Here is a 13,650-nt window from a genome sequence, read left to right as displayed (position 1 = left end):
TTGCGCCTGGATGCCTTGCAAGTGATGCGGACACAAGAACTCAACCGGCTTGAGGTAGCCCGTGATGCCATTCGACAAGGCTTGGTTAATCATATTGAGTGGCTGGAGAAAGAAATCAAGTCACTGACCCGGTCGATCAACAATCATATGAATAATGATCCAGATTTAAAAGATAAGCAAAAATTATTAGACAGTGTTCCTGGGCTCGGCGAGCGCACGATTGCTGTACTGCTTTCGTATTATGCAGACTCTGAACGTTTTTCTTCTGTAAAGAAGGCTGTTGCCTTTGCAGGTCTTGACCCAGAGCAGCACGAGTCTGGCAGCAGTGTCTGTCGCAAAGCAAAAATGTCAAAGGTTGGGCATACATTTATTCGTAAAGCGCTCTATATGCCCGCTATGGTAACTCTGCATCGAACCACCTGGGGTAAGGTCTTCCGACAACGATTAGCCGCAGCCGGGAAACCTGCCAAGCTCATTATTGGCGCTATGATGAGAAAGTTGATACATGTCGCTTTGGGGGTATTGAAATCAGGAAAACCATTCGATGCTAGCTTGCATTTAGCTTGACTGGCATAACAGTATCTACGGGCCTGGCTCAATAGTCAGTTTGGGAAGTCAACAGTATCAAGAAAAAATTCAGCTTCTGGCCAATCCCTGACCAAGCCTTCGGCATGTTTGCGCAGAGTGCGAATGGCGTTTGCCGGGCCAACAAAATTCAATTGTGTACCATGTCCAGAAAATACAATATACGTCACATGTCTTTCAACGATACCCGGTTCCATAATGGAGTGCCATCCCGGCAAACCTCTCTTGAATTCTTGTACTGACATATGAGACAAAGCAAAAGAAGATTTGAATAACAGATCGAAGCTTGTGATCTCAGTATTTTGTGCAAATTCAAAAAACAAATCCCCTGTAGATGGTAGCTTTCCTTTGACGAGTTGGCGATTGTGCTTTCCCAAAATATATTGAGAAAGAGAAGCTACTTCATTACATAACGCCTTATCGACTAGAAAGGCATTTTTTTTGCACGGTTTCAGGTATTGACGCAGTATCTTTCCTTCTCCACCAAAGCTGTCATCATCAAAGTTCGCTCCTACCAGGTAGACATTGGCAGCGAGTAAAAAGAGTGGCACTTTATAGTGTAGAAAACTCTTTATCTCCAGGGTGTCAACATAGCTGCCATCGCGTATTTGCCACGCCAAACTCAGACCAAGAGTATCCATGTTGTCCAGATCAGAAGTCAAAATCGTCGCTTTCAATCATTTTTTTCAGAAAGAAAAAAAACCGGGGTCGTCACGTTAGGTGCGTAACTATATTTACTTGCGCACGCCAGCCACGCTCACCCCAACCTGCTCGGCCAACTGCCGCGCCGCCTCTGACATGGTGGGTGCTACGGCTTCATAGGCGGTGCCATTCAGCCGCACGGTAAACACCTGGTGTTCACGTTTTAGCAGTTTGCGGCTGCTGTCGAGCACGACCCAGCTGGCTTCGAGCGTGAGTTGCTCGCCGCTTTGGATGAGTAGCTGATCGACTTGTACCTTGACCTGGTAGCGGGGCAAGCTGTTGCCTGGGGTGGCGGCTATGCCTGCGTTGATGCCGGTGTCGGAGAAGAGCCAGGCGTCGGGCAGGTTTTTGCGCAGGTGGGCGGTGAGGGCGTTGGTCAGTTGTTCGTCCAGCGGGGCCAGCCAGCGTTGTTCGTCGCTGACGATGGATTCTGTGGCAGATTTCTGGATGACGAGTTGCTGGCGGTTCACTGCCTCTGGCAGTTTGATGGTGGCGACGACGAGTTCATACAGTGCCTCTGCCTGGCTGCTGCTGGCGAGCGGGTAATCGAGGCGGTACAGGTGTTCTACAGGTGGCGTGGCGCAGGCGACCAGTAAAAGGCCCGCCAGGCCCGCCAGGGAAATCGTCAGGACGTGTGTGCTTCGCATCATGGTTTTACCTTTTGTTTGCCAAACACCAGGGCGTCTGGATGGCGTTCCAGCATGTCGGCCAGGTTGGCGACGGCGCGGGCGGACTTGGCGACTTGCTTCAATGATTCGCGCATGTCTTGTTGCAGCGGTGCGTCTTCTGCCAGCAGGGCGTTGGCGCTGTTGAGGGTGCTGCGTGCTTCTTTGAGGGTAGAGGTCAGCTCGGGCGTGACTTCTACATCAAGGCGGTGCACGAGTTTTTCTGTGCTGGCGAGGGTGGTGTTGAGTTTGGTGAGGGCCTGCACGAGCTCGCCAGAGATTTTATCGAAAGGCAGCTTGTCGATTTTCTTGGCGATGCGGCCTACGGTTTCCTGAATTTCGGCCAGGCCACCACCGACGGTGGGCAGTACGGGGTAATCGGTGCGCCAGTCCATTTTTGCCTGCGGTGCATCGGGGAAGAAATCGAGGGCGATATACAACTGGCCGGTCAGCAGATTGCCACTGCGTAGCTGGCCGCGCAAGCCGCGGGTGATGAGGTGGTCGAGCAGTGATCTTTCTTTGGCTTCGGTATCGTCATCAGGCAGGCGCGTGCCTGTCCTGACCCTGGCCTTGAGGCGGTCTGGGTAGAGGCTTATTTCTACCGGGAAGCGCGGCAGGCGGCCATTCTCGGCAAATTCCACACCCAGGGATTTGACTTCGCCAATGACAATGCCGCGCAAATCGACAGGGGCACCTTTGGACAAACCACGCAGGCTTTCAGGGAAATACATGAGGAAGCTGCGCACCTTGGTATCCGGCGCGCGCATGGCATGTTCGCGGTCTTCAAACAAGGGGAAGACGCTGCCTTCAAACGCGGGTTTGCCACCGGGCAGGGCATCATCATGTTCCTGGAAGGCGAGGCCGCCTTCTATCAGTGATGTCAGTGATTCTGTCGTCACGCGCAGACCATTGGCATCGAGCTGCATATCCACGCCGCTGGCATGCCAGAAGCGGGTGTCCTCGGTCACGTATTGATCATACGGCGCATCGATGAAGACGCGGATGGTCACGCCCTTGCCGTCACGGTCAAGCTGGAACTTGGTGACATGCCCGGCATTGATGTGGCGGAAGAAAATAGGCGAGCCATAATTGACTGACCCTGTCTGTGCACCGTGCAAGACAAATTCACGACCGGGTGAATCACGGTTGACCAGTGGTGGTTCTTCAAGCCCGGTGAATTCATTGGTGGTATCGGACGAGGTGCCGACATCAACGCTGATGTAATTGCCGGACAGCAGCGTAGAGAGGCCAGACACCGAGCCGCCAGAAATGCGCGGCTTGACGATGAAGAAGCGGGTATCGGTGGCGAGGATGTCTGATGCGCTCTTGATCAGCTGCGCCGTGATCAGCACACGCTTGCGGTCAGGCGAGAGGGCAATTGCCTTGACGTGGCCAACATCCACATCCTTGTAGCGCAATTTGGTTTTGCCCGCTTCCAACCCTTCGGCAGATTTAAAGGTGATGGTAATGACCGGCCCCTGGCTGGTCACGCTTTGCACCACCAGCCAGATACCAATGAGGGCAGCAATGACAGGCACGGCCCACACAAATGAGGGCAAACGCCGCTTTGGCCTGACCTTGACGACCGGGACGATGGCATCGACTGCATCGACGGTTTCTACAATGCTGGCTGCTGCATTGCTTGTGCCAGCAGCGGCAGGCTTGCCTGCCTCTGGGCCAGGATGTTCTGAAGTTGGATCACTCATGCGTCTTTGCTACCCAGATTAAACGTGAATCAAAACTTTGTGCCGACAGCATCGTCAGCACCACCACCGCACCAAAGGCCAGCGCACCGCCGCCAGGGTGTATCGCTGCCAGGGATTTAAACTGCACCAGCGCCACCAGTACTGTCACGACATACACATCCAGCATGGACCAGCGGCCCACCGCCTCTATCATGCGAAATAACTGGGTGCGCTGCAGCGGGTTCCAGGTCGATTTTTTTGAGCAGGTGTAAAGCAGCAGGCTGATCGAAAACAGCTTCAGCAAAGGCACGACGATGCTGGCAAAGAATACCAGCAAGGCCAGCGGCCATGAGCCTGTATACATCAGCACCAGCACGCCGCTCATGATGGTATCGTCCTGCGTACCAAAGATGGTATTGGTTTGCATGACCGGCAAGAGGTTGGCGGGGATGTACAGTATTGTCGCCGCAACCAGGTAAGCCAGGGATTTGGTCAGGCTGTCTTTATGGCGCAAATGCAGGGCGGCACCGCAGATGGGGCAGTGGGTAGCGGCCTCGTCATGGGTGCAGCACAGGGCTTCGCAAATGTCGCAGGTGATCAGCCCGGCAGAGGCACCGGTCTGGCCCGCCAGCCCGGTAGCGGGGATGTGGCGGTATTCTTGCTCAGACATGGCTCACCCCGGTGGCTGCCTTGCTGGCTTTGGCGGCATGTGCCCACAGCCAGATATTGCGCGGCGTTAGTACCGAGGTCAGCGCTGCCGTAAAAAAGATCAGCGAAGCGCAAGACCACAGGGCCGGGCCAATGACGATGTCGGCCATGTGTTGCAGCTTGACCAGCGACACCAGCAAGCCCAGCATGAAAATCTCGACCATGCTCCAGGGCCGCAGGGTCTGCAGCGCACGCAGTGGCGCACCCAGCGCCAGCCCGGCATCACCAAAACGGATCACATACAAAAGATAGACCGCCACCGAGATTTGCAGGGCCGGTGCCAGCATCGTGGTGATAATCACCAGCAGCGAGAGGATGTGCATGCCATCATCCCACATCGCCAGCGCCGCATGAAAAAGCGTGGTGTCACGCGTGACCTGCTGTACCTTCAGCGACAGTAGCGGGAAGCTGTTGAGCAGTAATAGCAGGATCACCGAGGTGATCGCCAGCGCCAGTGCCACATCAATGCTGGCAGTGCCATTGCGGTACAAGATAGCCCGGCAACGCGGACAACTCGCCGCCTCACCCGTGGCGACCGGCACATCCGCACACACCAGGTCGCATTCATGGCAGACGATAAATTGATGGGCAGGCTTGATGGCGGGCTTCACGTTATGGTGCAGGCTCAGGTAGATATCAGGAAAATAAGGCGAAAATAATATGAGTGTAATCAATTTTGGAGATTAATCATAGAATAACGGCGGTGGTAACGGTTTATTGTGATTTTGCCGGGGTTTTAGGGGCTAAAGCGGGGATTATGGCGTGCAAGTATCTTGTTTCCCCGGTGCGGGATCATAGGCAGATCACAATATGAGCGTGACGTAGGGCGCATTGTAATGCGCCACATGGGATGGTTGCATGCCGGGTAAGATGCCTATGCCGTGCACGATGAATGTTGTGGATTGGTAGGGTGCGCCGTGCGCACCGTAGTATTTATTTGCATTGCCGTGACGGTGCGCATGGCGCGCCCTACAAACTGCGGGTCATTTGATGGCAGCGGATTTCTCTGTGCTTTTTTGTGGACAATAAATTTGGCCTGATCCAAAAAAATCTGGCAATCTCATTTCTGCCCTATCCCACAATCCGCAAACAAAGCCATGACTTCATCAAACTTCGCTTTTGCCTGCGCATTCTGCGTGGCATTGCTGCTATCGTACTGATGATAAAAAACCGGGTCGCCGATTTTTTTCCTGACCCACTCCATGTCCAGACTGCTGTTATTGTTGAGTCTGAGCCTGAGAAAGATGCTGACGGAGTCCAGATAAGTATCATCATCCGCCAGTTCTTTGTCAGCCTGGTGCCAGGTTACCCACGCGTACATATGCTCAAACGGCACGCTCACTACGCGGTTTTTTCCTGATGCAAAACGATATACTTCTTCTGCCACCAGCAGTTTCTGGCTGCAATCGAGATGCAGGGTTTTGGTGGCGGCATGCTGCTTTCTGGTCATGTAATCACGCACCGGGGTTTGCTTGTGCAGTGACAGCCAGACGCCAGTGGCATAGGCCAGCGCGACAGCGTACATATTGATAGATGAATTTGGGATGTCGATGAAAATGCGCAGCACCAGAGCCAGAAGCACGAAGGCCGGATACAGGATCAGGCTCCATAGCAGCGGCCCCCATAAAAACAGGCCAACCAGCACTGACCACAGCCAGACATCGTGGATGACGATCTTGAGCATCGTTAACTTGCTCTTTTTCCTCAGCGCGTACAGCAATTCACCTTCGTTGATGCCATAGCCGCCACCGTGTTCGTATTTCGTTTCTATCGCAAGATTTGTGTTGCTCATTCATCTCCTTTGTTGGGCGTGGCTATGTTGTGCACGTCATTTTTATGGCACATGTGCGTGCAGAAAACGGTGCGCATGGCGCTCCCTTCAAGTCGCTCCGTAATCTAAAAAGAGCTAATGCGCTGATAGATATCTGCCTGCGCTGGGATGACCTTAACGCAGGAAACGCGAATACAAATATTGCCAGTGTTAATGAAACCTCAGAGAAGCAAGTGGGATTAACATCGCATAATCGCCGTGAGCCTCCTGGCATGTATCTGAAACAATCATCTTTGCACAATCTAACTACATTAATCGTTCCATCTAAGCGGTGGAGCATGAATGATGATCGTCTCAAAATTTATGGTTGAGCAGCGTTCACGTAATTCCGAATATGTTCATGAAAATCTTCTTTTAAGGCAAGGCCATAGTAGAACATGGATTTCCAATTGTTTGGTGTGCCATATTCTTCGTCATATGAGATAAATTCTCTTTCCAACATACTCTTGATATCTGAGCGGCTGACTGATTCATTTTGCCTTTGAAGCCTCGTGCGATTCGGTCTGGTCTGAAGCTTTGACCATTCTTTGCTGGCCCAATTAAAAATGTTGCTTTTTTTAACGACTGATTCGATGTGAAACTTGACATGCTGGTTGCTTGCATATGGAAGTACTCGTTCCACGTCTAAATCTGGCGTATCTACACTACCTGAAAAAGCGAGGTAGCAAATACGATCTCTTAACTCAATATCATAATAAGGATGTAAAAGTCTCTCCCCATTAGGACCCTTGAAATTCGTTGATTTAGTCTGATTGCAACTGCAAGCAGGGATCAAATTATGAGAAAAAAAAGAAAATTCTGGATAAATTGTCTTCGGAATTATATGGTCAACTTGTCCATTACCATAACTCCCGCACATCGGGCAGACATCTGGCGAAAGCTTGTTTCGAATTTCATCAATATATTTTAAAACTTCAATTTTCTTTTCATAAATTTTCTGCATGTTCTCTTTGAGATCATCGTCTAACAATAATGGTGAATGAAGTAAATGGGGATTGCCTCCAGAGTTTTTGTAATGCTGATAGGCGGCCCCAATTGGTCCTAAATTTTGACCCAATAATGGATGAATCTTGGCACGCGGGTGAGTTGATAGCGCTCGAAAAATTTGTAAGTCGTCATAAGTAGGAGGAGATAAATATTTCATTTTTCAATATCGCCATTTTCTTTCAGGGATCTTTTGAGATACATGATGGCTTCAGTCGATATTTCGTGACCATGTGAGGTTTCCCAATCGTTTTGCAAAGATTCGTCCTCATGAATTTTTGCACCGACATCTCTAATAATCCGGCTAGCTGCCTCGTCATCAAAAATAAAGTCTGAAATTGCCCCAATATCAGAACCGAAAGTCTTAAGACGAGGATTGCCTATCTGGACAAAGCCGTCATCCGTCTTCCTTATAACTTGAACCTGAGTAGTTGGCACTTCTCTCACGAAATAAGCAGAATGTGTAGCAACGATCGCAATAGAATTGGTAAGCTCTAGGATGCTATTTAGCATTACGACAAATTCCGTCACAAGGCGAGGGTGAAGGTGCGTTTCTGGCTCATCAATTAGCACAAGTGTGCCAGGGCTCATATGCAAGCATAATTGTGCAGCTAGGCGAATGAAAGATATTTGACCACTGCTTAATGGAAAGTAGCGACCATTTATGCCGTGTACCAAGACACCATTTCTATCCAGTTTCATTGCTGAATCAAGTATTGATTTTTCGTTTCCCCAACTTAGATCGTGCAGCCTGACACTTCCCACAATTTGAACCAAATTTCCGTTATTGGCAGAGTCTGCAGGTGGCACAATCCAGAGGTCCTCAAAATTAAGAATGGACTCAACTGAGCGCTGGAAGATATGTAACTTGTTGTTATTTTCTTCTATATCCCGCCTTGCCAATTTTTGTAAGACTAAAGGTAGGGTTTCGTTAGATGATGTCATTTTCTGACCAGGGATCGCGGACAATCGGACATATTCTATGGCCGAGTGAATATCTTCTGCGCGTGGAAATGTTGATTCAGTTTCGCCAGGCGTACAAATGGCGATGATCTTTGAAATATTTGGAAAATTTCCGTTTTCATCGGTAATATTTTCATCGCGCCTTAAGACGGCATGTACAAGATTGTTCAATGCTCGACTTTTTCCCACTCCATTTTTGCCAATAATGGCTGCCATACGTTTGGGGAAAAGGCTGGAAGGATCAAAAGAAAACCTAAACTCATGTGAATTTAAAAAACCATCCAACTGAAAATGAAAATTCAATTTTTGAGGGAGCGACGAATCAATTTTCGAAACTTGTCCGGCGAGAGCTGCATTTCCTTCAAAATACGCTAGAAATCCTTCTGGGGTACGCAGGAAAGAGCGATTGAAAGCACTGGATTTTAATGCAGTTTCCAGCCATGGTTGTTGAGCATCGCTATGTTCGGCCACAACTACATCGTTTAGTTTTGTGAGTATGTTACGAGCGGTATTTTCTCCAAGCTCTTTGCTTAAGTTACTATAGGCCTCAGCACTTAACTGCATGGTGAAAAAATGAGGAAAATTATCTAACGAAAGAGTATCTACGGCACCACGGTGGGAAAAAATTTCATTGACCAAATCATATTCACTTTCATCTTTGTTTAGTGGCTTTAAAAACGCTAATCTAAGGCGACTCCAAATTACCTCGGCAGGTCCAACGATCAAAGCAAAGTCAAAAATAGTTTGATGACCAAAATCGTTCCACCGGTCTGATGGCGTGCAAATTACAATGGTGCCGGGATTCATATTTAAGGCACTACGTTTATTCACACTAAAATAAATGTGCGGGTTTTCAGGAAATTCATCCATATCAATGAAAAAAAGTTGTTTTTCGAAAAATAAATACGCTAAGAATAACCGATTACAAAAGAGCTTTGTGAGTAAGATGCTCAGGCGATCTGAGAAATTTTTCTAGCACGCCCTATTTTATTATCATGTTTTTATGACATGACTTGGCAGTCATATTTTTCCTGCATCTGTCTTACCGTAACAAGCGAAAGAAGACTTGACTGTGATGAAGGGCGCTTTGTAATGCGTCCTACGATTGTCCACGCTGTGATGCCGTATCTAAGAGAGCTGCAAAAAAATAAGGCCCCGGTTTTTACCCCGGGGCCTTAATGCCGTTACTCTTTTAAATCAACATCAGAGCTTTCTTAGTCTGTTGCTACCAGGCTCAGGCCGCTGATTGCGCTATAGGCCTTGACCAGGACATAGTAAGTGCCGCCTGCTGGTGAATTGATGGTGATGCTTTCGTTGTTGCTGGCACCATCAGATTTTTGCAGGTAAGACGAGGTCGTTGGTGCAGAGCCCAGTTTGACATACAGGTCAGCGTCGCCAGAGCCACCGCTGGTTTTGAATGTCACTGTTGGGCGGCCCGCAGGTACCACGAAGGTATAGACCGATGATGCGCCAGAGGCCAGACTGATGCCTGTGACTGGTACGCCATTGTTCAATACATTACCTGGTGTGCCGGTCTGGTAAGTTGCCACCAGGTTGACACCGTTGGATGTCGTATAACCATTCAGCAAGACATAGTATGTGCCTGCTGTTGGTGATGCGATTGTCACGGTTTCAGTGCTGGTAGAACCATCAGATTTTTGCAGGTAGGTCGTGGTGGTTGGAGCAGAACCCACTTGTACATACAGATCAGCATCGCCTGTGCCACCTGTGGTTTTGAAGCTCAGGTTGGTGGCGCCGGCTGGCACTGCAAAGGTGTATACCAGGTTGGCACCTGTTGCCACGTTGATGCCTGTGATCGGTACATCTTTGACCAGTACATTTGGTGGTGGCGGAGTAGAACCCATGGCGGCGGCAAAGTTAGCCATGTTCAGGCTACCAAAACCACTGGCATAATCCCAGCCTGCCTTGGCGGTATAACCACCATTGCTGCCAGTTGTCACGTCGTGGAACATGCCCGGTGTGCTGGCTGCTTTTTGATAGATCGCAGCAGCGGGGAAGGGCAGGCTGTTGTTGTTCATCGACTGTACACGAGCCCAAAAGCCGGTGAAGATAGGTGCAGCCAGGCTGGTACCACCGATCTGCTGGTTGGAACCATTGACAATCACCAAAGCACCACTGGCAGGGTCAGCATTGAACGAGATGTCTGGCGTGCCGCGTTTGGTTGCAGAACCCAGAACGCCGGAACTGATTTGCCAGCTAGGTGCTGCTTCTGTCAGGGATGGCCCGCCACCAGCGCCACCGCTTGCAGATGCCTGGCAATTTGCCGCCGTGGTGCAAGACCATACCGATTCAGATACCCAGGTTGTGCCAGAAGTATTGAGCAAGGTACCACCAACCGAGATCACATAAGGTGAAGCCGATGGATAGCTTTGTGATGTACCAGGGCCACCGCATTCATACGCACCAGAGTCGCCGGACGAGACTGCAAAAGTCTGGCCCTGTGCCACCGCTGTCTGGAATATCTGGTCATTACTGGCCGTGATACCACCATTTTGCGCATCGTTTTCACACATACCCAAAGACACGTTGATGACCTTGGCCACGTTGTCACTGACCGCGCGGTTATAGGCTGCCGTGATGTCAGTCAGGTTCAGTGTGTTGGCTGTGTAGAGCACCATTTTTTTGATCGTGCCACCTGCAGTTGCCAGCGCATCTTGCGTATCCATATTCCATTCACCGATACCGGAAGTATCCGTGCTGGGTGAACCTATCGTCACGGTTTCCACATTCGCAGTCGGGTAACCGGCTTTGCTTGTGAACGTGTTCAAGTCCTTGATGGTTTGTGTCATGCTGCCTTGCGTGATAATGCCGATGGTGGCATTCACAGCGCTGGGTAAACCATTGGCGTTATAGATCGCCGAGAACTCGGTAGGGTTATGCCCGGTGCTTGCCAGTGTATTGGCATTGGGCCTGACCAGGTGAGTGCGGTAGGTGTGCACGTTTTGCAGACCATGCACAGCCAGCACGATGTCAGACAGCGATTGCGGGATCTGTGCATCTGTCGTGTTGGCATGCACAGTACGGCCATCGATGCTAAAGGTTTGCAGGTCAGTGTTGAACGCCGTTTTTACCGTTGCTGCCGCACCATCTGCAGTCACCAGCAAGCGGTTGTCAGACACTGTGACGTTGACGAAACCGCTGGCCTTCAGGTAATTCACGACGGATTGCACCTGGGCTGTGGTCGGTGCAAAGCGGCTCATGAATTCGGCATTCGAAATCGTCTTCACGTTTTTGCCGTTCAGGATGCCAGTGGTAATGGCATCGAGGTCAGCCTTGTTACGCAGCTTGAGTGCAACCGATATTTGAGTTGGCGTGCCTGCCTGCATCAGTGTTGCCACTGATTTGGATGACACCGTTGTTGGTATCCTGGTTGCTTTGGTCGCTGTTGGCGCCCATTGCTCTGCAGAAGCCTGTGCCGTGTTGAACAGCATGGCAACAGCCATGGAAACACCAGTGAGTAGTTGTAGATTACTGCTGATACGCATTACTTCTCTCCTTGTTTTTTTGATACGAAGTATGTGACCGATGCTTGTTGGCGGCGTCGGTCTTTCCAGGTACTCACCCCAGTTCTTCCCAAAACAGGGGTGGATGCACAGACAAAAGCGGTGTATCCGCACCGCTTTTACCCTACATCCAGAGACAACCAGGCAAGCTGCGCGAGGCCCGCCCTTCGTCCCATATTGCCATGCAGGTAATTGATCATTTTCCCCACACAACAATTCTTTCAGGCAATAGTAAGACCACTTGCGCTTGGCAAAAGCCGCGCAAGACGATATTCACTGCCGAATTTTTTATAGGCACTGGAAGTATTCAATACCAGTTTGCCATTTTGTAACAGAGCCAAATTATTGACATTCTTTAACAATATGTCAAAAGCAATAAGTGTTTATGTATAGACAAATTTTTTTAATCATTTACCTTGAAATTTATGAAAACTTATTTTCATAGAGGAAAAGATATACTTTCATTACTGAAAAGGAATGTGTGAGCAGTAGAAAGTGGTTGTGAAATTGCAACAAAACCGTCGCAAAAAGCGCATATGCATCCCCATTTCCTGTGCTGGTTTGCGCATTTTTTGGCGTCGCTTATGTAAAAAAAGCAGGCAAAAATGGATGTTGTGATACAGCTTTTTAACGGATTGCTTTTTGCGTGAATCACATCAACTAAACAGACGCAGAATTAGAATTTCGCCTCTAAATTTGTGGGTGGGTGATGTACTCGGTGCGTTGGTTTTGTTGCGGTTTTTTATTTATAACATGGACGTGATATGTAACATGGACGTGATATATAACATGTACGTGATTGACAACATGGGCGTGGTAGTTATAATGGACATGGCAGAAATTAAAGGCGAAAGACATGATTCCATCTTCCTCACCCATGGGCCGGGACAAGAATGCTGAGGCTCTTATAGCAGATTTATTCCATGCCTATGCCTGGAATGTCTTGCGTGAGGAAAAGTCAGAAACAATTCGCCCGGATTTAGTTGTACGGCGGCGCAGGCAATGCTATGTCATTGAAGTCAAATCTCTTTCAGAAGGACGTCCTGATCGAGTGATTCCGATGCTGTCACAAGCTATTCTGCAAGCACAATCATATGCGCTCAATATGAAAAATGCACAAGCTCTTGCGGTGATCTATGTGGATAGTGCCTCTCTCTATCTGCCAAAGCAGATCGAGGCGTTTGTTGAAAAATACGCGCCGAATGTGGCGGTTGGTCTCGTCTCCAGGGATGGACTCAGATATTTTAGAGGAGAAGGGCTGGAAGAGCTCAATGCCGAGCCGACAGAGTTGCGATGGCACGGTGGCCCGCCTCAGACGCAGCCTGCCAACATTTTTTCTGATCTTAATCAGTGGATGCTAAAAGTGTTATTGGCAAATGAAATACCTGACCATTTGCTGCAAGCGCCTAGAAAGAAATATCGAAGTGGTTCCGAACTGGCTGAGGCTGCAGGCGTATCGGTCATGAGCGCCTCAAGGTTTTTGCAACGATTGCGCACCGAAGGGTATTTGGCTGAAACCTCGCGATATCTGATTCTGGTACGTCGTCAAGAATTATTCAACCGTTGGCGGTCAGCTACGGTACGTTCTGTATCAGAATTGCCAATGCGTTTCCTCATTCGTGGCTCTGCACAAAAGCAGCTTCGAAGTCTTCTGACAAGCAATCGGGATGAGTCGTGTATGGCGTTATTTGGCGCAGCTGAGGCTTTAGGATTGGGGCATGTTAGCGGTGTTCTGCCTTATGTTTATGTGCCCAAGCTCCCACGGCCTGACGATAAAAAGTGGAGAATCTTAGCAATAGCTTCTCAATCAGAGATGCCAGACCTCATTGTGCGACAAGCGCTATCGCCAAAGTCAGTCTTTAGAGGTGCAGTACAACAAGATGGCTTACTCGTTTCAGATGTCATTCAAGTTTGGCTGGATGTCGCCAATCACCCATCGCGTGGTGAAGAGCAGGCTAAGTTGATCTATGAAAATATCCTTCGCCCAATCATTGGGAGTTAAT

The 13,650-nt window shown here is 49.5% G+C and carries 12 protein-coding genes; 3 read left to right on the top strand and 9 right to left on the bottom strand.

The window, feature by feature from the left end:
- Window positions 1-567: transposase (locus ACO0LL_RS27965; protein ID WP_422954100.1), on the top strand; the 567-nt coding region annotated here is incomplete at its 5' end.
- 35 nt (window positions 568-602) lie between these two features.
- Here ACO0LL_RS27965 and ACO0LL_RS27960 read toward each other — a convergent pair.
- The 6 genes from ACO0LL_RS27960 to ACO0LL_RS27935 form a co-directional block, all read right to left on the bottom strand.
- A complete protein-coding gene (locus ACO0LL_RS27960; RefSeq protein ID WP_422954099.1) occupies window positions 603-1,226 on the bottom strand; it encodes a hypothetical protein in 624 nt (207 codons plus the stop codon).
- 93 nt (window positions 1,227-1,319) lie between these two features.
- Window positions 1,320-1,937, bottom strand: a complete 618-nt coding sequence (locus tag ACO0LL_RS27955; protein WP_422954098.1) for a PqiC family protein — start codon at window positions 1,935-1,937, stop codon at window positions 1,320-1,322.
- The gene (locus ACO0LL_RS27950) at window positions 1,934-3,658 is read right to left on the bottom strand and encodes an intermembrane transport protein PqiB (protein ID WP_422954097.1); all 1,725 of its coding nucleotides are present in this window, start codon (window positions 3,656-3,658) and stop codon (window positions 1,934-1,936) included. Before ACO0LL_RS27950 ends, ACO0LL_RS27955 begins: the two co-directional genes overlap by 4 nt.
- Window positions 3,651-4,307, bottom strand: coding sequence for a paraquat-inducible protein A (locus tag ACO0LL_RS27945; protein ID WP_422954096.1), 657 nt, complete (start codon window positions 4,305-4,307; stop codon window positions 3,651-3,653). The genes ACO0LL_RS27950 and ACO0LL_RS27945 overlap by 8 nt, the downstream gene beginning before the upstream one ends.
- A complete protein-coding gene (locus ACO0LL_RS27940) occupies window positions 4,300-5,019 on the bottom strand; it encodes a paraquat-inducible protein A (protein ID WP_422954095.1) in 720 nt (239 codons plus the stop codon). Before ACO0LL_RS27940 ends, ACO0LL_RS27945 begins: the two co-directional genes overlap by 8 nt.
- Before the next feature lie 386 nt (window positions 5,020-5,405).
- Window positions 5,406-6,137, bottom strand: coding sequence for a hypothetical protein (locus tag ACO0LL_RS27935; protein WP_422954093.1), 732 nt, complete (start codon window positions 6,135-6,137; stop codon window positions 5,406-5,408).
- A 29-nt stretch (window positions 6,138-6,166) separates the two neighbouring features.
- On the opposite strand from ACO0LL_RS27935, the gene ACO0LL_RS27930 reads away from it, so the two are divergent.
- A complete protein-coding gene (locus tag ACO0LL_RS27930) occupies window positions 6,167-6,487 on the top strand; it encodes a hypothetical protein (protein WP_422954092.1) in 321 nt (106 codons plus the stop codon).
- Here the strand turns inward: ACO0LL_RS27930 and ACO0LL_RS27925 are convergent.
- From ACO0LL_RS27925 to ACO0LL_RS27915, 3 genes are all read right to left on the bottom strand, one after another.
- Window positions 6,478-7,320 carry an HNH endonuclease gene (locus ACO0LL_RS27925; RefSeq protein ID WP_422954091.1) on the bottom strand — a complete coding sequence of 281 codons (843 nt, stop codon included), beginning with the start codon at window positions 7,318-7,320 and terminating at the stop codon, window positions 6,478-6,480. The genes ACO0LL_RS27930 and ACO0LL_RS27925 overlap by 10 nt on opposite strands.
- Window positions 7,317-8,993 (bottom strand): AAA family ATPase, encoded by a 1,677-nt coding sequence (locus ACO0LL_RS27920; RefSeq protein WP_422954090.1) that lies wholly within the window; start codon window positions 8,991-8,993, stop codon window positions 7,317-7,319. The genes ACO0LL_RS27925 and ACO0LL_RS27920 overlap by 4 nt, the downstream gene beginning before the upstream one ends.
- A 344-nt stretch (window positions 8,994-9,337) precedes the next feature.
- Complete coding sequence (locus ACO0LL_RS27915) at window positions 9,338-11,629, bottom strand: pre-peptidase C-terminal domain-containing protein (RefSeq protein ID WP_422954089.1); 2,292 nt, start codon at window positions 11,627-11,629, stop codon at window positions 9,338-9,340.
- Between the two features lie 874 nt (window positions 11,630-12,503).
- On the opposite strand from ACO0LL_RS27915, the gene ACO0LL_RS27910 reads away from it, so the two are divergent.
- The gene (locus ACO0LL_RS27910; RefSeq protein WP_422954088.1) at window positions 12,504-13,649 is read left to right on the top strand and encodes a hypothetical protein; all 1,146 of its coding nucleotides are present in this window, start codon (window positions 12,504-12,506) and stop codon (window positions 13,647-13,649) included.
- Window position 13,650 lies beyond the last annotated feature (1 nt).

Origin of the sequence: Undibacterium sp. TC4M20W (assembly GCF_049340245.1) — a bacterium.
Lineage (GTDB): Bacteria > Pseudomonadota > Gammaproteobacteria > Burkholderiales > Burkholderiaceae_D > Undibacterium.
The sequence above is the reverse complement of the archived record's forward strand: the minus strand, read 5'-3'. Positions and strand labels throughout refer to the sequence as shown.